The following is an 18,582-nucleotide window of genomic DNA, read 5'->3' as shown; positions in this document are numbered from 1 at the left end:
TCACTTAGGGCCCATCCGGAAGGACCGGACCGGCCGTAAGTGACCCCGCGTTGTTGTTAGACCTGTGCGGCTACGCCATCGCGGGAGATGTTGACCATTTCCTCGCGCGGTACAACCTTGATGCGCTCACGCTTGACCTCAACGCCGTGCGACGTGCCGGCCTCTGTGGCTGCTGCGCCGAGCGCGAGCTCGTGGGCGTCAAGTGCCAGCCAACCTTCCCAGCTGGTGAACTGCACGCCGCGGCTGTCGAGGAGCTCCACGACGGCGTCTGCCGAAGGAACCTCGGCGAACGGCAGGTTTTCGCGGTCTTCCAGGAGGTACGTGACGGTCTCCAGGGCGTCGCCCTTGGTGTGGCCGATGAGGCCAACCGGACCACGCTTGATCCAACCCGTAGCGTAGAGGCCCGGAACGTGCTGGCCATCGGCGTCCAGGACGCGGCCGCCGTCGTTCGTTACGACGCCCTTCTTGTGGTCGAACTCGACGTCCGGCAGGGCCGAGCCGAAGTAGCCGATGGCGCGGTATACGGCCTGGACCGGGTAGTCGATGAACTCGCCGGTGCCGCGGGCGTTGCCCGTGCCGTCCAGTTCGGTGCGCTCGAACTTGATGCCCGCAACCTTGCCCGGGGTTTCGGCGGAGTCAACGATCTCCACCGGGCTGTGCAGGAAGTGCAGGTGCAGGCGGCGGGACGCCTTGAGCTCGGAGAGGTCCTCGGGTTGCTCGGCGATCCAGTTGGTGAGCGTACCAACCATGGTCTTGATCTGGTTGTTGGTCTGGACCTGGCGGTCGGACTCTTCGTCGAACTCGAAGTCCTCGGCGTAGAGGATGATGTCCACGTCCTTGGAGTGCGAGAGTTCGCGGAGTTCCAGCGGGGTGAACTTCACCTGGGCCGGGCCGCGGCGGCCGAAGACGTGCACGTCCGTGACAGGCGAGCTCTTCAGGCCGGCGTAAACGTTGTCCGGGATTTCGGTGACCAGCAGGTCGTCGGCGTGCTTGGACAGGACGCGTGCAACGTCCAGGGCCACGTTTCCGTTGCCGAGCACAGCGATTTCGGTGGCTTCCAGCGGCCATTCGCGGGAAACGTCCGGGTGCCCGTCAAACCAGGAGACGAAGTCGGCGCCGCCGAAGGAGCCTTCGAGTTCAATGCCCGGGATGTTCAGGTCCGCGTCCTTGATGGCACCCGTTGCGAAGATGATGGCGTCATAGTGCTTGCGGAGGTCCTCGATGGACAGGTCCGTGCCGTAGTCCACGTTGCCGAAGAAGCGGATGTCGCCGCGGTCCAGCACCTTGTGCAGGGCGTTGACGATGCCCTTGATGCGGGGGTGGTCCGGGGCAACGCCGTAGCGGATCAGGCCGTACGGTGCCGGGTAGCGGTCAAAGAGGTCGATGCTGACGTTGAGTTCGCCGCTCTTCACGGCTTCGCTCTTGGTCAGGATGTCAGCTGCGTACACGCCGGCAGGGCCGGAGCCGATGACGGCGACGCGAAGCGGACGGTCCGCAGAACCTACGGGGGTGCTTGTTGACACGGCTGTGTTCCTTCTTCTGTTCAGTCCTCCCAACTGAGTCGCATTTGTGCGCGTTTTGAAGGCTCATAACGCGCACAAGTGCTACTTAGTTGGGCCGGGGGCTAGTTGGTGCGGACGCGGGGACGGTTGGGGGTAATGGTGCTGTAGTCAGCGGTCTTGAAATGCTGCGGGGCGAAGGGGCTGACGCGGACAACATCGCCGATGACGATCACCGCTGGATTGGCCACGCCGACGGCTTCCGCCTGGTCCGCGATGGTCTCCAACGTGCCGATCGTGACGCGCTGCTGCGGCAAATACCCGTTCTCCACGATACCTACTGGAGTGTCCAAAGGCAGACCCGAGGCGGCAAGGGCGCCCGCGGACTCGCGCAATTGCGCCACGCCCATGAGCAACACCACAGTGTGATCGGGGCGTGCGGGAACCTCGGACAACTCTTCATGGCCGGTCACCACGCTGAAGCCCTTGGCCAGTCCGCGGTGCGTCACCGGGATGCCGGCAGCGGCGGGAACCGAGATCGCGGACGTCACGCCGGACACCACTTCAACCTCGACGCCGTTCTGCCGGCAGAATTCTGCTTCCTCGCCACCGCGGCCCAGGACATAGGGGTCGCCGCCTTTGAGGCGGACCACCCGGTTGCCCTTCAGGGCTTCTTCCACGAGGATGCGGTTGATCTCAAGCTGCGGGACGGGGTGGTGGCCGGGCGTCTTGCCGACCTCGATCACGCGGACGTCGGGAGCCAGTTCCTTCAGCAGCCCGCGCGGGCCAAGACGGTCGGCAACCACGACGTCGGCCTGGCCGAGCAAGCGGCGACCGCGGACTGTGATGAGTCCCGAGTCGCCGGGACCACCGCCGATCAAGGCTACGGAACCTTGGCTTGAGGCATCGGGTTTACGGTGGCGGCGCAGCGGAAGGTCGCCGGTTTCCAAGGCCGTGGCGACGGCGTCACGCAAGGCCATGGCGCGGCGCGGGTCTCCCCCGGCGTTGATGGCGATCTTCACGTCGTCCACTTCGGCCACGGCAGGGGTCCACGCGGCGGACGATTCATGGTCGGAGGCATTGACGCACCAGATGCGCTGGGCCTCGGCGTCGGTAGCCACCTGGGTGTCCACAGCGGGAGTCCCCGTTGCCGTCTGGACGAACCAGACGCCGTCGACGTCTTCCGTGCGGTACTCGCGGGGCTTCCACGTGAGGAGGCCCGAGCCGGCGAGTTCGCGAAGTTTTTCGGAGGCAACGGGAGCGACGACCGTAACTTTCGCACCGGCGTCGAGCAGTCCCTTGGCGCGGCGCGCCGCGACGGGTCCGCCGCCCACAACCAGCACCGGGCGGCCGAGCAGCCGCAGTGCCGTGGGGTAAATGTCCTGTATTGCCATGAAAAAACTGTAGGGCTGGCGCGTAACATGCTTCAAAGGCCCAGACACAACCGGTAACGCTGGGTAATGCAACGTCATATTAGGAATCCATGCCTGTGCCTGGCCCGGCAACCTCAGAAGACGGACCACCCCGTGCGCGTAGTGAATTCGTCCAGTGCGGCCACACCGGCAACGGAATTGCCGGAACGCCCCAAGCCGGGACTCCAGACGCTGATGGCGCATTTGCCGGGTACGACAGCCACGATGCCGCCCCCGACTCCACTCTTACCTGGCAGCCCCACGCGGTAGGCGAATTCGCCCGCAGCATCGTATGTACCGCAGGTGAGCATGACGGCATTGATCCTCTTGGTTTGGGCGGGCGACAACACCAGTCCGCCATCAGCTCCCAGCCCGTTCGAAGCGAGGAAACGGGCCGCAAGGGCAAGATCCTCGCACGTCATGGCCAGCGCGCACTGACGAGCGTAAGACTCCAGGACCTCGTCCACGGGATTCTCCAGGTTGCCGCAACTGGCCAGGAAATGCGCCAGCGACGCGTTCCGGTGCCCGCTCTCCAATTCCGAGGTGGCTACACGGTGGTCTGTGTCCACCAGGGCGTTTCCGGATTCCCTCCTCATCAGGTCACGTACGGCTCCGGCAGCATCTCCGGTCAGGCTCAACAACCTGTCCGTCACCACGATCGCCCCGGCGTTGATGAACGGGTTGCGGGGTATGCCTTCTTCGCTTTCCAGCTGAACGAGCGAGTTGAAGGGGTTGCCCGAGGGTTCACGGAAGACGCGCTTCCAGATTCCGTCGCCGTCGCTGGAGAGGACCAGCGCCAAGGCAAAAACCTTGGAGATGCTTTGGATGGAGAACTCCACGTGGGCGTCGCCGGCCGAGTAGACCTCGCCGTCACGCGTCACCAGGGAGATGCCGAACTGCTTGGGGTCCACAGCACCGAGCTGAGGAATGTAGCCGGCCACCTGCCCTTGGCCCACGTGCGGTTGAACAGCTCCCGCGATGTCTTCGAGAAGATTTTGGATGTCCATGGATAGGCCCTTTTCCCAGCCCGGATCCTCCTCGTCATTGAAGAGGCCGGGCACGTGTTGCAGTGTCACTGGTGCTTAAGCACAGCCAGCAACACTACCGGCCTTTTTCGTTTTCCGGAGGGACCGAGGGCATTCCTACCGGGATGTGGCGGCTGCCCAACCAAATGCCGGCGCAACGTGCTTGGCCACGTTGCCCAGGAGCTTTGCGTTGTACTCCACCCCCAATTGGTTCGGGACGGTGAGCAGGACGGTATCGGCGGCCCGTACAGCCGCATCCCGCGCAAGCGCCCCGGCGAGTTGCTCGGGCGAGCCGATGTAGCTCTTGCCGAACCGGGACAAGGCACCGTCGAGGATCCCCACCTGGTCTTGGCTGTCTGCCTGGGCCCGCAGGCCAAAGTAGTGGTTGTCCTCGGCGTCCACGATCGGGATGATGCTACGGCTCACGGAGACGCGTGGCTCGAAGTCATGCCCTGCCGCTGCCCAGGCGTCCCGGAACATCTGGATCTGCTCGGCCTGAAGCTGGTCGAAGGGAACGCCCGTGTCTTCGGTGAGAAGGGTGGAACTCATCAGGTTCATACCCTGCTCAGCCGCCCACACCGCCGTCTTGCGGGTGCCGGCGCCCCACCAGATGCGTTGCGGCAAACTTTTGGAGAGAGGTTGGACCGGCAGAAGTCCTGTGGCCCCTCCGGCATAGTGCGGATCTGCTTGGGCAACGCCGTGCCCCGCGATCGCTTTACGGAACAGGGCAGTGTGGCGCCGGGCCATGTCGCCGCCGTCTTCGCCGTCCGCGGGTACGTAGCCAAAGTTGGCCGCACCGTTCAGCGCAGGCTCGGGTGAACCACGGCTCACGCCGAGCTGCAGCCTGCCGTCACTGATGAGGTCCGTGGCTGCCGCTTCTTCCGCCATGTAGAGCGGGTTCTCGTAGCGCATGTCGATCACGCCGGTGCCGATCTCGATCCGGCTGGTCCTTGCCGCGATGGCGCTCAGGAGCGGGAACGGCGAGGCCTGCTGGCGGGCGAAGTGGTGCACGCGGAAGAAAGCACCGTCGATGCCCAGTTCCTCTGCCGCGACGGCCAGTTCGATCCCCTGCTTCAGGGCCTCGCCGGCGGTGGGAACCAAGGAGCCAGGGACGCGGGCCCAATGGCCAAAGGAAAGGAAACCGATGCGTTTGTTGTGCATGCCCGTCACAACACTGATGGGTGCCTGCACATTCCTCAATCAGCCCGTCGATAGTGCATGGCCACCGCGCCATTGCTGAGCGGCTCTGCAGAGACCAGATCCAGCCTTCGAGTCGAGGCGAGTCCGTCTTGGTACAACTTGGGCCCGTGGCCGGTGATCATGGGGTGGACCAGGAATTTGTACTCGTCCACCAGGTCCAGGCGATCCAGCTCCGTGGCAAGCTTGCCGCTGCCAACCAGCACGCCGTCGGGAGTCCGGGCCTTGAGTTCCTGTACCGCCGTTCGCAGCTCGCCGGTCAGATGGTGGCTGTTGGTCCACGGGAAGTCTTCTCTCGTGGCCGAAACGACGTACTTGGGCTTGGCGTCCAGCTTGTCCGCCCACTCCTTCAAGGCTGGCGGCGCATCGACCTCGCCCCGGGCCACCAGCGGCCAGTAGTCTTCCATCATCTCGTAGGTGGTTCGGCCCCAAAGCATGGCGCCGCCCTGGTCCATGAGCCGGGTGAAGTAAGCGTGCGTCTCGTCGTCCGCGATGCCTTCACGGTGGTCGACGCAACCATCCAAGGTGACATTGATACTGAAGGTAAGCAGTCCCATTCGCCGATTCTAATTCCGACGCTCTCTCACCAAACACCCCCTTCAGCCCGACCCTCTCTCACCCGGTGAGAGAGCATCCGTGGGAAAGGGGGATTTCGTGAGAGAGGATCCGAACGGGAACAAAGCAACGCGGGGTCACTTACGGCCCATGTTTGGTATCAACATGGGCTGTAAGTGACCCCGCGTTGCGTTTGGAAGCCGTTAGCGGCTGCTGCCCGCCAACAGGCCGCGGCGCTGGAGGAGGCGCTTCTCGATCGGCCCGAAGACCAGCAGTTCGATGAGGATGCCCACGAAGAGGATCAGGAGGATTGCGGACATAACCACCGTCATGTCCGCCAGGATCCGGCCCTGATCCAGCAGGGAGCCGAGGCCGAAGCCGATGGTGCCGCCCACTGCGATGATTTCAGCGGCCATGAGGGAGCGCCAGGAGAAGGCCCACCCCTGCTTCAAGCCGCTGATGTAGCCGGGAAGGGCCGCGGGAAGGACGATCTGCAGGGCCATCTGGAGCCGGTTGGCCCCCAGGACAGTTCCAACGCTGCGGAACTGCGGCGGGATCTGGTCCACCCCTGAGATCAACCCGTTGATGATGGACGGGATCGCCCCCATGAAGACCACGAAGTAGACGGTGGCATCGGTCAGCCCGAACCAGATGATGGCAGCAGGAACCCAGGCAACGGACGGCAGGACCTGCAGGCCGGAGATCAGCGGACCGAACGCGCGGCGCAAGGGGGCAACCTGTGCCAGGAGCAACCCGATGGGTGTGGCAATCACAACGGAGATCAGGAAACCGATCACCCCACGCTGCAGCGAGGTCCATACTGCTTCCTGGAGCTTGCCCTCACCCCACAGTGTGAGGAATTGGTTGAACACATCCACGGGACCGGGGACGAGGTCGCGCCGCTTGAACCCCAGCGAGACGTAGAACTGCCAGGCCAGAACAAGGACAACCAACGCCACCACGGGAAGCAACACACGCTTCCATTCAATGCCGCCCCTGCGCCGAATGTCCGACTGGAGGTTGTCCAGGCCGGCTTCGAGGTCCCGAAGTTCGGAGGGGTTGCCCTTGATGGATGGCGAGGTGATGTGGTTCTGCTCTGACACGGGGAGAGTCCGCTCTTCGGTGGTCTGGTTACTTGGCATGGCGGCGGATCTCCTCGCGAAGTCGTCGGGTAATGACGCCGGTCAGCTCCCCTGCGCGGCCGGCATCAGTGCGGTGTTCTTCGGTGACATCCCATTCGGCCACCACGCGGCCAGGACGCGAAGACAGCAGCAGGACGCGCTGGCCCAGACGCACGGCCTCGCGGACGTTGTGGGTCACGAAGACGATAGTGCGGCCCGTTTCCTTCCAGATCCGCTCAAGTTCGTCATGGAGCAGGTCGCGCGTAATGGCGTCGAGGGCGGCGAACGGCTCGTCCATGAGCAGCACCTGCCGGTCCTGGGCCAGCGAACGGGCCAGTGCCACGCGCTGGCGCATGCCGCCGGACAGTTCATGCGGTCGCTTGTCTCCGGCACCACCGAGGTGGACGAGCTCCAGCAGCTCGGTGGCCCTGGCACGGCGGCTCGCCTTGCTGCTGGATTTGTCGGCCAGCTGCAGCGCGAGTTCGATGTTGCCGCGCGCTGTCAGCCACGGGAACAGTGCCGAGTCCTGGAACATGAAGGCCGCACCGTCGCTGGGCACCTCAAGGGCGCCCGACGTCGGCTGCTCCAGTCCGGCGATGATGTTCAGCAGGGTGGACTTGCCGCAGCCGGACGCACCCAGGAGGGCGACGAACTCGCCCTGCCCGATGGTGGCGTTGACGTCGTCCAGGACGGGGGCCCCGTCACCGAAGCGTTTGCCCAAGTTCTCCAGTACGACTGGCATGGTCCCGTCCTTCGTTTGTTGTAGCTAAAGCTGGTGGTGCGTGCAGCCGCAGCCAGGCATTGCCCGGCTGCGGCCAAAGGCCGGTCCGCTTCCCAAGGTGGAAGCGGACCGACCTGTTACTGCTTAGTCCTGGCCGAGTCCGGCGGCGGAGGTCTTCTTGCCCTCCACCTCGTTCAAGGCGCGGAGGTCGAAGATGCCGTTGATGTCGGCGGCCTTGGTGGTACCTGCGTCCACACCGTCCTGGAGGAGCTTCTTGTAGGTTCCAGCCAAGGGGTCGGTGGTGAACTTGATGTTCTGCAGCGCCCGGTCGATCACGTTGGCCGGGAGCGGCTTGCCTGCGGTGTCCTTCAGGACAGCGTTGATGGTGCTCGCCTTTTCCGAGGCCGAAGCGGAGTTCAACCAGTTCACGGATTCAACGTGGCCCTTGAGGAGTGCCTTGACCGTCTCGGGGTGTTCGGCGGCGAACTTCTTGTTCACGATGAGGATGGTGGTGGTGAAGTCACCCTTGTCCCACAGGTCCTTCTCGTCAACCAGGACCTTGGCTCCGGCTTCCAGCACCAGACGCGAGGCCCAGGGCTCAGGCAACCAGGCGCCGTCGAGCTTTCCGTCTTGGAAGAGCTTCAGGGTCTGGGCGTTTTCGGTCGGGTTGATGTTCACGTCGCCGCTGCCATCAGGGTTGGTCTTGTAGCCCTGGTGGCCGAGCCATGCACGGAGTGCGACGTCCTGGGTGCCGCCAAGCTGTGGCGAAGCGAGGACCTTGCCCTTGAGGTCGGCTGCGGAGTTGATCTCCGGCTTGACCACCAGCTGGGCACCACCGGAAGCTGCGCCGGCGATGATGCTGATGGATTCGCCGTTGCTCTTGACGAACGAGTTGATGGCCGGGTTCGGGCCGATGTAGGTGGCGTCGATGGCGCCTGCATTCAGGGCTTCGATCGCAGCGGGGCCTGCGTTGAAGATCTGGGTGCTGAGCTTGGTGCTGCCAAGCTCCTTGGCGATGAAGCCTTTGCTGGTGCCAACCAGTGCCGGGCCGTGGGTGACGTTGCTGAAGTAGCCGAGCTTGAGCTCTGCGGCCGGCGTGGTGGCCGGAGCCGGTGCCGCCTGGTTGTTGTTCGAGACAACGGAGGCGACTGCGGCACCTGCACCGATCAGGAGGACCAGGCCAACGGCCAGTCCGATCTCGAGGGTGCGGCGGCGCTTGGGCTTGGCCGGGGTCTGGCCCGCGACGATGCGGGTGGTGCCGGAATCAGATCCGGGCTTGGGTGACTCGGGAGAGTTAGACATTGGGGGGTCCTTAAGAGATTTTTGGGATGCGAAGCGGGGCGAAGATCAGGCCCCTAACATCGCCCGTCGAGGGCAAGGAAGGACCGTTCCGGAGTGGTCATGAGTTCACAGTAGGGACTGTCATATTTCCGCTTCAATCCCGTAGAAATCAGGGTTCATGAAGGGTCACTTGGCGTCATATTTGCTGCGAGGCCTTCAATATCCCGCGGATTCGTGCGGCAGCAGCCACCCACCAGCCGCGCTCCCAAGGCGAGCCAGTCGGCAACATTCCCGGCGAGCGTGCCCGTCTCCGCGACCCCGACGGCAGGTCCCCAGGTCTTGGTCACGGCGTCGTACGTCTCCCCCGAATTCGGGTAGGCAACCAAGGGCGCATCAGTGACGTTCCGAAGGGAGCCCAACGCCGGAGTCACCAGTTCCAGCGGCACGCAGTTAAGCCCGACGGCGGCAACGCGCGGTTCCGCGCGGAGCAGCGCGGCCACGTCCGCCAAGGGCGTTCCGTCACTGATGTGGCCGCTGTCCCGCAGCGTGAACGTGAACCAGCTTTCGACGTCGAACTCCGCCACGAGTGCCAGCAGCGCCTCCGCTTCGGCGAACGATGGCAGCGTCTCACAGGCCAGGAAATCCACTCCGGCCTCCACGAGCGCCGCAATGCGTGGGCGATGGAAATCCCGGAATTCCGCGGCAGAAAGCGTGTAATCACCGCGGTACTCGGAGCCGTCGGCAAGGTAGGCGCCGTAGGGTCCCACCGATCCGGCCACCAGCAGCGGACGGGCATCGGGGTTTGCCGAGAGGTACTCCTGCCGTGCCTCGTCGGCGAGCCGGACACTCCTGGCCACCAGCTCGAGGGATTCCTCCAAGGACAGCCCGCGCCGGGCGAAACCCTGCGGAGTGGCCTGATAGCTGGCGGTGATCGCCACGGAGGCACCGGCGTCGAAGTAGTCCCGATGGACCTGCTTGATCAGGTGCGGCTGCTCCATGAGGACCTTGGCGGACCACAACGGATCGTCAAGATCGCAGCCGTGGGTTTCCAACTCGGTGGCCAAAGCGCCGTCCAGGACCAAGTCCGTGCCGGCGTCGAGAAGTGTGCTCAGAGTGGTGTTCCGGGGCATGGTGCCTTCCAAAAAAGAAACCGCGGCTTGTCCGGTGTCCGGCCGATCTACGGCCGGGATCGGCGAACAAGCCGCGGTTCTGTGTCTTTCCGTGTCCTTAGATGACGTAACGTTCGTCTTCGTGGTCGCCCGGGTGGTCCTTCACGAGGCCTGCCGCGAGGGTGTTGCCGTCGATCGGGTCGATCACCAGGAACGCACCCGTGCGGCGGTGGCGCAGGTAGTTCTCCAAGGGCAGCGCAGCGGCCAGGCGCAGCTGTGCGTTTCCGATGTCGTTAAGCTCCAGGCTCGACGCCGGCTCCACCTTGAAGGTGGACAGGTCCAGCTTGCCGGACACGCTGCGGACCAAGGCCTGGACCGTGCGCGTGCCGTGCTTCACCAGGACCTTCTGGCCCTCACGGAGGGGCTTCGGGGAAAGCCAGCACAGCGAGGAGTACAGGTCTGCGGAAGCCTCGCGGACGGTGCCTGCTGCGGCGATGGTGTCGCCCCGGGCAATGTCCAGCTCATCGGCCAGACGGACCGCCACGGACTGCGGAGCTGCGGCTTCTTCAAGCGAGCGCCCTGCGAAGTCGATGCCCACCACTGTGGTGTTGCGCGGTTCGTGGCCGGGTGTAAGGACGGTAACCTCGTCGCCAACCTTGACCGAGCCTTCGGTGATCTGCCCGGCATACGCCCGGTAGTCACGGTAGGCCTCGACATCCAGGCCGGCGTCCACTGCGTCGGGAGCCAGGGCACCCTGCGGACGGATCACCAGCTGGACCGGGAAGCGGAAGCTCTCCAGTTCGGCCTCAAGCTCATCGGCGGCCGGAAGGGTCTCGAGGACCTCCAGCAGGGCAGGACCCGTGTACCAGGGCGTGCGCTCGGAGCGGTCCACCACGTTGTCGCCGTCGAGAGCTGAAACAGGAACAACCAGCAGGTCGGCAACACCGTCAGAGCCCAGCCCGAGCTCGCGGGCCACCTTCTGCACGTCGGCTTCGATGTCGCGGAACACCTGCTCGCTGAAGTCCACCAGGTCGATCTTGTTCACAGCGACGATCACGTGGGCAACGCGCAGCAACTGCAACACGGACAGGTGGCGGCGGGTCTGCTCAAGCACACCCTTGCGGGCGTCGATGAGTACGACGACGGCATCCGCCGTGGACGCGCCCGTCACCGTGTTCTTGGTGTACTGAACGTGGCCGGGGCAGTCAGCCAGGATGAAGCTGCGGCGGTCCGTTGCGAAGTAGCGGTAGGCGACGTCGATGGTGATGCCCTGCTCGCGCTCGGCACGCAGGCCGTCGGTCAGGAGGGCCAGGTCGATGCCGCCCTTGTCGCCGCCGAAGCCGCGGTCCGCGGAGGTTCGGGCAACGGCGTCGAGCTGGTCGGCCAGGATCGCCTTGGAGTCGTGCAGGAGGCGGCCCACCAGAGTGGACTTCCCGTCGTCGACCGATCCGGCAGTAGCGAAACGGAACAGCGTGGACGGCAGCGGAGCGGAGTCCAGGCCGTCTTCGAGGAATGCGGTTTCGGTGCTCATTTAGAAGTAGCCGTCCTTCTTGCGGTCTTCCATGGCTGCCTCGGAGATGCGGTCATCTGCGCGGGTGGCGCCACGTTCGGTCAGGGTGGAGGCAGCGACTTCGACAACGACGTCGGCCACGGTGAACGCGTCGGATTCGACGGCGCCGGTGCAGGACATGTCCCCCACCGTGCGGTAGCGGACCGTCTTGGTGATGACTTCCTCGTGCGGGAGCGGCTGGGAGACCTCGCCCACTGCTCGCCACATGCCGTCGCGGGCAAAGACCTCGCGCTCGTGGGCGTAGTACAGGGCGGGCAGTTCGATGTTCTCGCGCTCGATGTAGCGCCAGATGTCCAGTTCGGTCCAGTTGCTGATGGGGAAGGCCCGGACGTGCTGGCCCACCGTGTGGCGGCCGTTGTACAGGTTCCACAGTTCGGGGCGCTGGTTGCGGGGATCCCACTGGCCGAATTCGTCGCGGAGGCTCAGGATGCGCTCCTTGGCACGGGCCTTGTCCTCGTCGCGGCGGCCACCGCCGAACACGGCGTCGAACTTGTTCTTCTGGATCGCGTCCAGCAGCGGAACGGTCTGGAGCGGGTTGCGGGTTCCATCGGCACGCTCGGCAAGTTCGCCGCGGTCGATGAATTCCTGCACCGAGCCGACAACAAGCTTGAGGCCAAGGCGCTCAACCGTGCGGTCACGGAAGTCCAGGACCTCCGGGAAGTTGTGGCCCGTGTCCACGTGCAGCACCGGGAAAGGAACCTTGCCCGGCCAGAAAGCCTTGGTGGCCAGGTGCAGCATCACCACGGAGTCCTTGCCGCCGGAGAACAGCAGCGCGGGCTTCTCGAACTCAGCGACGACTTCGCGGATGATGTGGATGGCCTCGGACTCGAGGGTGTCCAGCGAGCTCAGGCGCTCAGCGGTCGGGGCGGCGACCTTGGCTTCCAGTTCCACCGTGGACTCCTCAGTTGTGTAGGTGCTCATGTGTGTAGTCCGCATTCTGTCTTGTCGGTACCTGACCAGCGGCCGGCGCGGGGGTCTTCGCCCGGGGCCACTTTGCGGGTGCAGGGCTGGCATCCGATGGACGGGTAGCCCTGGCTCAGGAGGGGGTTGACGGGGAGGATGTTGTCCTCGGAGTACTCCACCAGCTGGTCGAAGGACCAATCCACCATGGGGTTCACCTTGACCAGGCCAAAGCCCTCGTCCCACGTGACCACGGGGGTGTTGGTGCGGGTGGGGCCTTCGTCGCGACGGACGCCGGTGAACCACACTTCGTAGCCTGCCAGCGAGCGTCGCAGCGGCTGGACCTTGCGGAGCGCGCAGCACTGGCCGGGATCGCGGGCGAACAGGTCCTTGCCCAGCAACGTGTCCTGTTCTTCCACGGTGTGCTCGGGGAGGACATCCACCACGTTGACCCGCAGGTTCGCCGCGACTTCATCGCGGGTCTGGTAGGTCTCCTTGAAGTGGTAGCCGGTCTCCAGGAACAAAACGTCGACGCCGGGGATCTGGTCCGCGACCAGCGCCGGCAGGACGGCGTCGGCCATGGAACACGCCACGGTGATCGCCGGCAGCTCGAAGTTCTTCGCAACCCAGGCGATGACGTCGGTGGCGGACGCATTCCAGTCGAGCTCAGCCGCGCCGGCCTCGGCCAGTGCCTTGAGTTCCTCGGTGGACCGTTTGGTGGCTGTGGTCACTGCAAGTCTCCTTCGTCTGCGGAGTGTGCCCACTCAGCGAAGGTCTGGCCCTCGGCGCCTTCGGCGACGAACTTGCGGACCACACGCTCCACGTAGTCGGGCAGGTTTTCCACCGTGACCTTGAGGCCGCGGACGGTGCGTCCCAAACCGGCTTCCTCACGGTTGTTGTTGGCCAGCCCGCCACCGAGGTGGACCTGGAAACCCGGGGTGGGGTCGCCGTCGGGCGTGGGCAGCATCATTCCCTTCAAACCGATGTCCGCGGTCTGGATGCGGGCGCAGGAGTTGGGGCAGCCGTTGATGTGCAGGGACAGTGCCGACGGCAACTGCTTGGTCTCCACGAGGTCGGCAAGGCGGCGTTCCAGTTCGGCAATGGCCGTTGCCGCGGTGACCTTGGTTTCCACGATGGCCAGCTTGCAGAACTCGATGCCCGTGCAGGCGATGGTGCCGCGGCGGAACACGGACGGACGGGCGGAAAGGCCCAGGGTGTCCAGTTCGGCAATCAGCGGTTCCACCTGCTCCTTGGCAACGTCCAGGATGACGAGCTTTTGGTGCGGGGTGGTGCGCAGGCGATACGTGCCGTGCTGTTCCAGGGTGTCGGCCAGCTTGACCAGCGACTCGCCGGACGTACGGCCAACAATCGGGGTGACGCCGATGAAGAACTTGCCGTCCTTCTGCTCGTGGACACCGATGTGGTCGCCGGGTGTGCTCGGCTTGGGGGCGGCAGGACCGTCCGGAAGCTTGAAACCGAGGTATTCATCCTCGAGGATCTGGCGGAATTTGGCGGGGCCCCAGTCGTTCATGAGGAACTTCAGGCGGGCCTTGGTGCGCATGCGGCGGTAACCGTAGTCACGGAAGATGCTGGTGACTCCGAGCCACACTTCAGCGGCGACGTCGGCGGAAACGAACACACCCAGGCGCTCGGCCAGGCGCGGGTTGGTGGACAGGCCGCCGCCAACCCAGAGGTCGTAGCCGGCACCAAGCTCGGGGTGGACCACGCCAACCAGTGCGAAGTCGTTGATCTCGTGCACCACGTCCTGGGACGGGTGGCCCGTGATGGCCGTCTTGTACTTGCGCGGCAGGTTGGCCAGCTCGGGGTCGCCGATGAAACGCTCGGCGAGCTCGTGGATGAGCGGCGTGGGGTCGATGATCTCGTCCTTGGCGATTCCCGCAACCGGGGAACCTAGGATGACGCGGGGCACGTCGCCGCAGGCCTCGGTGGTGGAGAGGTCCACGGATTCGAGGCGGCGCCAGATTTCCGGTACGTCTTCAACGCGGATCCAGTGGAGCTGGATGTTCTGGCGGTCCGTGAGGTCGGCCGAGCCGCGGGCGAAGTCCACGGAGATCTGGCCGATGACGCGCAGCTGCTCGGTGGTCAGCGCACCGCCGTCGATGCGCACGCGCAGCATGAAGTACTTGTCTTCGAGCTCGTGCGGTTCAAGCGTTGCCGTCTTGCCGCCGTCGATCCCGGGCTTGCGCTGGGTGTAGAGGCCCCACCAGCGGAAACGACCGTGCAGGTCCGTGCCGTCGATCGAGTCGAAGCCCTCTTTTGAGTAGACAGACTCAATGCGTTCACGGACATTCAGCCCGTTGTCCTCCTGCTTCCAGGTTTCGTTCGCGTTGAGGGGCGTGGTGCCGTCAACCTTCCACTGACCGTGGGGCTTGGCGGCCGGGCGGGTGCGTGCGGGACGCTTGGAGACTTCGGTGTCCGCGGACGCACCGGCTACAGCTGTATCTGTCATATATCGAGGGTAGGTGTGGCCAGATTTCGCCAGCAAAGGTCCGGAAATGTTGAGTCACCTAAGGAAACACTTCGTCATGAAGGGCGTCACAGCCTTGTACTGGCGGGCTTCTTATGCAGTGGGAAACCCCGTCATTCCGGGCCTAAATCGCTTAGGAAAGGCTGCCCTTTATTGCGTCGTACCGTTCCAGCGCGATTTCGGCCAGCACCTTCGAAGGCAGCAAGGGATCGGTCACCACATCAGCGCCGGCCTTGAACAACTGGTCGTGGAAATACCCCGTCGCCAGCAAATAGGAAGCCACAAACACCCGGCCACCCCCTGTGCCAAGCTCCGCACGCAAGGAGGCAACGCCGTCGGGCACGTTGGGCTGGGCGCTGGCACCGTAGGCGACGCGGACTGTGTTCGGCAGCAGTTCGGCGAGGAGGCGCGCCTGTTCCTCCGAATCAACCGAGCCGTCGGGAAGGGATGAACCAGCAGCGGCCAGCAGGACGCCGTCGTGGTCCTGCAGCCCGGCGGCCCGCAATCGCTCGGCGAGCAGCTCCGCCAGCCGGGTATCCGGGCCGATCGGCTTGGCGGCCACCACCTCGGGACGGCTCTTGATCGCCTTGGGCACGTCCACCTTGATGTGGAATCCCGTAGACAGCAAAAGGGGCACGACGACGGCGGCAGTCCCCGCAGGCAGGCCCTCCACCACACCGGACAACTCAGGCTCCTGGACGTCTACGTACGCCTCGAGGACCTGCAGCCCGGGGCGGAGTTCCTCGATTTCGGCCATGACCTGGCGGATGGCTGCCTGCCCCTCGGCGTTGCGGGTTCCATGGGCACAGGCGATCAAAACGGGGCTGTTCATGGGAGCTAGCGTAACGTTGAGCCAGCACCAGTTGAGAAGCACGCTCAAGAAAGAACCGTCCAGTTGATTTCCATTGACATTGTTCTTTTGTGGCTAGACCTCATCGGCGTGTTCTTTTTCGCCGTCTCAGGTTCCCTGCTGGCCGCCCGCAAGCAGTTCGACTTCGTCGGCTCCATCCTGCTGGGCTCCATCGTCGCGCTTGGCGGCGGGGTAATCCGCGACATCATTATCGACGCCGCTCCCCCGGTGGCCTTCACCAACCCCGCCTACCTTGCCCCGCCGCTGCTTGCCGCACTGCTGGTCTACTACCTGTTTTCATCGGTCCAGCGCTTCACATCGCTTTTGACGCTGTTCGACGCCGGCGGGCTGGCTTTGTTCTGCATCACCGGCACCCTGAAGGCCCTCACCGCGGGGATGAACCCGGTGACCTGCATCCTGCTGGGCGTCACCACCGCGGTGGGTGGCGGCCTGCTGAGGGACATTACAGCCAACGAAATTCCCACCCTTTTCAACAACCGCGACATCTACGCCCTGCCCGCCTTTGTGGGAGCCGCACTGACCACGCTTTTGTGGGATCTGGGGCTCTTCAGCGGACTAACGGCCTGCCTTATTGCCGGCGTGGTTTTCGCCTTCCGTGTTACGGCGTGGCGGCGCAGCTGGTACGTACCCCTCGCGGTCCGTGGATGGCACCGTGCGGGGGTTGGATCCGGCGCAAATCCGGGGGTCCGGGATTAGCTAGGATGGGAGCATGACTGACATGTTCCTCGAGAAGTTCCGCGCGCTGGTCCCAAAGTATCTCGAGGATGAATGGCAGGAAGAAGACGGCCTGACGCCCGAGGAATTGGACGACGCCCTGTCTGAGCACTCCTTCACCATCCCGCTGGTTCTCCGCGAGTTCTACCTCGCCCTCGGAGGCTGCGAAGACCTCATGGAGGCGTACCACTACTTCTGGGATCCCGAGGAACTCGAAGTGGACGACGAAGGCTTCCTCATGTTCCTCGAGGACGAGGACGAACAATTCACGTGGGGCTTCCGCGTCGCCGATCTCGGTATCCCGGATCCCATTGTCTACCGCCGCAACAACGCCCGCGGCCAGTGGAAGAGCGAGGAAGGCACGTTCTCCGAGTTCGTGTTCGACATGTTCGAATGGGCGTTCAACGACGAAGACTAGGTTTTCCTGGTTCACAGCCCCTGCGCAGCCTCCGTGGTTGCGTGGGGGCTGTTTGTTTGACGCGCTTCGATTAGCGCGTACCGCCACGACCCACTTTGAGCCGACCCTCGACCCGCCACGCCGGCTGAGGGGGCTCTCCGCCACATTTTGCGTTCAAAGTTGGTGGTGGCGGCACAGCCTCTCGAAGAATTACGACGGCGGCTGGCTGGCCAGATACCGGAAGGGACCGTAGCGGCCGGCCTCCCTGTTCCTAAGCACGGCCAGGACCTCCTCCACCATGCGTTCTGGGTGAAACACGACGTCGGCATAGTAGTAATGCAGGCTCACGAGTCCGCCGCGAAGACCGGCATTGTTCCGGTAGTGGTCCTTCTTCACCTGCTTGGGCTCAAAATGGGTGCCGCCGTCGAGTTCCACGATCAGGCAATCCTCTATCAAGCAGTCCACTTCGCCTACCCCGGGTACATCTGCGTGCATCTGGACCCGCAACCCGGCCCTTGTGAAGTGGGTGTGGGCGAGCACCTCCAAGAGCGAGTCGGCCTTGGGCAGGACAAGGTCCAGGATGGTTCTGGTTACTCCGTTCCGGTTGCCTTTCAGCTTGCTTCCAAGGAACGTGGTGGTCAGCAACGCCTGGCTCACAGCACTCTGCACCATGACCAATGCTTCCAACTCGGGGAGGCATCTCATGGCATGCAGCAGAACGTCCGCGACTCCGGCCACAGGCAAGTAAGGGTGGTCGGGGTGCAGGCATTGGCCGTGGTGAACTATTCGCCGCCGTGCCTGACCCGTTCCGCAGCTGAGGTGGAGTTGCTCAGCACCGTGCAGGGTCCACAGCTGATAGAAGCGGGCAGCGGAAACACAGGTCAGCTTTCCGTTGGCCCTGAACGCGGCCACGATATCGGGATCAGCGTCCCGAGCGACATAGACACCTCTATGCAGTCTGCTGACAGCACCCTCTTTGACTGCTTTGGCCAGGCCCCGCCGGGTAAATCCAGCGGCATAGAGTGATGCTGTTGTCGCAGCGCCATGACGGCTTTGAAGAAATTGAGTGATATCCATCAGCCCATGCTGTGAGCCCCTTTCAGGCCAGCGCTGCCCTCGGCTGGTCCTATGTGGATAAACCCCGGCGTTCCTCCACCACCCACTTTGCGCCTACATCGACCCCAACAAACCCGTCAGCCGGCGTGTCCCGGGATCCCCGCATCAAAGTGGGTGGTAAAGGACCGGGCAGAGTCTGTAAATCACAGCACTTCACCCGAAAATTCTTTGACGCGATAAGTTGCATATGTGACAGGGTTGTCATAAGCTATTCACGGATCCACTAAATGCCTCCGGTGGGTCTGATGCGAACGGAGATTGTGGTCCCGGTTCGGTGCAGCGTATGACTCGTAACGTTGCAGCGAGCCGGGGCCATTCCGTTTAAGCCCTGGTTGCCTGCCCAACCACTGCCGCGCGCCCCGAAGCCAGCCTTCCGCCGTCGTTGTTGCGTACCTCCACCACCCACTTTGAGGCCGCTAGCCGGAGACACGCCGCATAACAGGGCCAGTCAAGCCCCGCAACCACCCAAAGTGGGTCGTGGCGGCACCGCCGAGGGAGATGTCGCCGAAGTCGGGTGCCGCCGTCGTTGTTGCGTACCTCCACCACCCACTTTGAGGCCGCTAGCCGGAGACACGCCGCATAACAGGGCCAGTCAAGCCCCGCAAC

At 64.2% G+C, this 18,582-nt stretch carries 18 protein-coding genes and 1 pseudogene; 3 read left to right on the top strand and 16 right to left on the bottom strand.

Translation table 11 applies throughout. The annotated features are described in order from the left end of the window. Positions 1-56: 56 nt before the first annotated feature. The 14 genes from ACFVSJ_RS15935 to ACFVSJ_RS15870 form a co-directional block, all read right to left on the bottom strand. Positions 57-1,523 carry an FAD-dependent oxidoreductase gene (locus tag ACFVSJ_RS15935; protein WP_387437872.1) on the bottom strand — a complete coding sequence of 489 codons (1,467 nt, stop codon included), beginning with the start codon at positions 1,521-1,523 and terminating at the stop codon, positions 57-59. Between the two features lie 101 nt (positions 1,524-1,624). Then, positions 1,625-2,893 (bottom strand): uroporphyrinogen-III C-methyltransferase, encoded by a 1,269-nt coding sequence (cobA, locus tag ACFVSJ_RS15930; protein ID WP_387437871.1) that lies wholly within the window; start codon positions 2,891-2,893, stop codon positions 1,625-1,627. 113 nt (positions 2,894-3,006) lie between these two features. Beyond that, positions 3,007-3,918 carry a glutaminase gene (locus tag ACFVSJ_RS15925; RefSeq protein ID WP_387437870.1) on the bottom strand — a complete coding sequence of 304 codons (912 nt, stop codon included), beginning with the start codon at positions 3,916-3,918 and terminating at the stop codon, positions 3,007-3,009. 135 nt (positions 3,919-4,053) lie between these two features. Then, the gene (locus ACFVSJ_RS15920; RefSeq protein WP_387437902.1) at positions 4,054-5,097 is read right to left on the bottom strand and encodes an LLM class flavin-dependent oxidoreductase; all 1,044 of its coding nucleotides are present in this window, start codon (positions 5,095-5,097) and stop codon (positions 4,054-4,056) included. Positions 5,098-5,132: 35 nt separating this feature from the next. Beyond that, positions 5,133-5,690 (bottom strand): dihydrofolate reductase family protein, encoded by a 558-nt coding sequence (locus ACFVSJ_RS15915; RefSeq protein WP_387437869.1) that lies wholly within the window; start codon positions 5,688-5,690, stop codon positions 5,133-5,135. A 201-nt stretch (positions 5,691-5,891) separates the two neighbouring features. Beyond that, positions 5,892-6,830, bottom strand: a complete 939-nt coding sequence (locus tag ACFVSJ_RS15910) for an ABC transporter permease (protein WP_387437868.1) — start codon at positions 6,828-6,830, stop codon at positions 5,892-5,894. Continuing rightward, positions 6,820-7,551: an ABC transporter ATP-binding protein gene (locus ACFVSJ_RS15905; protein ID WP_387437867.1), complete on the bottom strand. Its 732-nt coding sequence runs from the start codon at positions 7,549-7,551 to the stop codon at positions 6,820-6,822. Before ACFVSJ_RS15905 ends, ACFVSJ_RS15910 begins: the two co-directional genes overlap by 11 nt. Positions 7,552-7,674: 123 nt before the next feature. After that, positions 7,675-8,832: an ABC transporter substrate-binding protein gene (locus ACFVSJ_RS15900; protein WP_387437866.1), complete on the bottom strand. Its 1,158-nt coding sequence runs from the start codon at positions 8,830-8,832 to the stop codon at positions 7,675-7,677. Between the two features lie 155 nt (positions 8,833-8,987). Beyond that, a complete protein-coding gene (gene mmuM, locus ACFVSJ_RS15895; RefSeq protein ID WP_387437865.1) occupies positions 8,988-9,941 on the bottom strand; it encodes a homocysteine S-methyltransferase in 954 nt (317 codons plus the stop codon). Positions 9,942-10,038: 97 nt separating this feature from the next. Continuing rightward, a complete protein-coding gene (locus ACFVSJ_RS15890; protein ID WP_387437864.1) occupies positions 10,039-11,451 on the bottom strand; it encodes a sulfate adenylyltransferase subunit 1 in 1,413 nt (470 codons plus the stop codon). Continuing rightward, positions 11,452-12,411 (bottom strand): sulfate adenylyltransferase subunit CysD, encoded by a 960-nt coding sequence (cysD, locus tag ACFVSJ_RS15885; RefSeq protein ID WP_387437862.1) that lies wholly within the window; start codon positions 12,409-12,411, stop codon positions 11,452-11,454. It lies immediately after the preceding gene. Continuing rightward, the gene (locus ACFVSJ_RS15880) at positions 12,408-13,121 is read right to left on the bottom strand and encodes a phosphoadenylyl-sulfate reductase (protein WP_387437861.1); all 714 of its coding nucleotides are present in this window, start codon (positions 13,119-13,121) and stop codon (positions 12,408-12,410) included. Before ACFVSJ_RS15880 ends, cysD begins: the two co-directional genes overlap by 4 nt. Next, a complete protein-coding gene (locus tag ACFVSJ_RS15875) occupies positions 13,118-14,860 on the bottom strand; it encodes a nitrite/sulfite reductase (RefSeq protein WP_387437860.1) in 1,743 nt (580 codons plus the stop codon). The genes ACFVSJ_RS15880 and ACFVSJ_RS15875 overlap by 4 nt, the downstream gene beginning before the upstream one ends. 151 nt (positions 14,861-15,011) lie before the next feature. Further along, positions 15,012-15,773, bottom strand: coding sequence for a sirohydrochlorin chelatase (locus tag ACFVSJ_RS15870; RefSeq protein ID WP_387437901.1), 762 nt, complete (start codon positions 15,771-15,773; stop codon positions 15,012-15,014). Between ACFVSJ_RS15870 and ACFVSJ_RS15865 the strand changes: the two genes are divergently transcribed. Together ACFVSJ_RS15865 and ACFVSJ_RS15860 are read left to right on the top strand one after the other, a co-directional pair. Then, complete coding sequence (locus ACFVSJ_RS15865) at positions 15,774-16,445, top strand: trimeric intracellular cation channel family protein (RefSeq protein ID WP_387437859.1); 672 nt, start codon at positions 15,774-15,776, stop codon at positions 16,443-16,445. Between the two features lie 13 nt (positions 16,446-16,458). Continuing rightward, positions 16,459-16,881, top strand: coding sequence for a hypothetical protein (locus ACFVSJ_RS15860; RefSeq protein WP_387437858.1), 423 nt, complete (start codon positions 16,459-16,461; stop codon positions 16,879-16,881). A gap of 189 nt (positions 16,882-17,070) precedes the next feature. On the opposite strand, the gene ACFVSJ_RS15855 is transcribed toward ACFVSJ_RS15860, so the two are convergent. Continuing rightward, positions 17,071-17,532, bottom strand: coding sequence for an endonuclease domain-containing protein (locus tag ACFVSJ_RS15855; protein ID WP_387437904.1), 462 nt, complete (start codon positions 17,530-17,532; stop codon positions 17,071-17,073). A gap of 36 nt (positions 17,533-17,568) precedes the next feature. Here ACFVSJ_RS15855 and ACFVSJ_RS15850 point away from each other — a divergent pair, with 36 nt between their 5' ends. Further along, complete coding sequence (locus ACFVSJ_RS15850; RefSeq protein WP_387437903.1) at positions 17,569-17,886, top strand: hypothetical protein; 318 nt, start codon at positions 17,569-17,571, stop codon at positions 17,884-17,886. Here ACFVSJ_RS15850 and ACFVSJ_RS15845 read toward each other — a convergent pair. Continuing rightward, positions 17,857-17,937 (bottom strand): annotated as a pseudogene (locus ACFVSJ_RS15845) (hypothetical protein); the annotation flags it as partial. The gene ACFVSJ_RS15850 and the pseudogene ACFVSJ_RS15845 sit on opposite strands and share 30 nt — an antisense overlap. Between the last annotated feature and the right edge of the window lie 645 nt (positions 17,938-18,582).

This window comes from Paenarthrobacter sp. NPDC058040 (genome assembly GCF_042885775.1).
Lineage (GTDB): Bacteria > Actinomycetota > Actinomycetes > Actinomycetales > Micrococcaceae > Arthrobacter.
Note: the sequence above shows the minus strand (reverse complement) of the source record. Positions and strands in the feature narration are given on the sequence as shown.